1 rRNA gene is annotated in these 495 nt (G+C 56.4%); it reads left to right on the top strand.

Going from position 1 to position 495, the window contains the following annotated elements:
* Positions 1–495, top strand: a 23S ribosomal RNA gene (locus WA670_RS45055); the annotation flags it as partial.

Genomic DNA, 495 nt, shown 5'->3' with positions numbered 1-495 from the left:
TTGAGTCGCGTGGTCTAGACCCGAAGCGGAGTGATCTACCCATGGCCAGGGTGAAGCGACGGTAAGACGTCGTGGAGGCCCGAACCCACTTAGGTTGAAAACTGAGGGGATGAGCTGTGGGTAGGGGTGAAAGGCCAATCAAACTCCGTGATAGCTGGTTCTCCCCGAAATGCATTTAGGTGCAGCGTCGCGTGTTTCTTGCCGGGGGTAGAGCTACTGGATGGTCTAGGGGCCTTACCGGGTTACCGAAATCAACCAAACTCCGAATACCGGTTAGTGAGAGCGCGGCAGTGAGACGGCGGGGGATAAGCTTCGTCGTCGAGAGGGAAACAGCCCAGAACACCAGCTAAGGCCCCTAAGTGTGTGCTCAGTGGGAAAGGATGTGGGATTGCCCAGACAACCAGGAGGTTGGCTTAGAAGCAGCCACCCTTGAAAGAGTGCGTAATAGCTCACTGGTCAAGTGGTCCTGCGCCGACAATGTAGCGGGGCTTAAGC

Source organism: Amycolatopsis sp. VC5-11 (genome assembly GCF_037034185.1).
GTDB lineage: Bacteria > Actinomycetota > Actinomycetes > Mycobacteriales > Pseudonocardiaceae > Amycolatopsis > Amycolatopsis nivea.
Note: the sequence above shows the minus strand (reverse complement) of the source record. Positions and strands in the feature narration are given on the sequence as shown.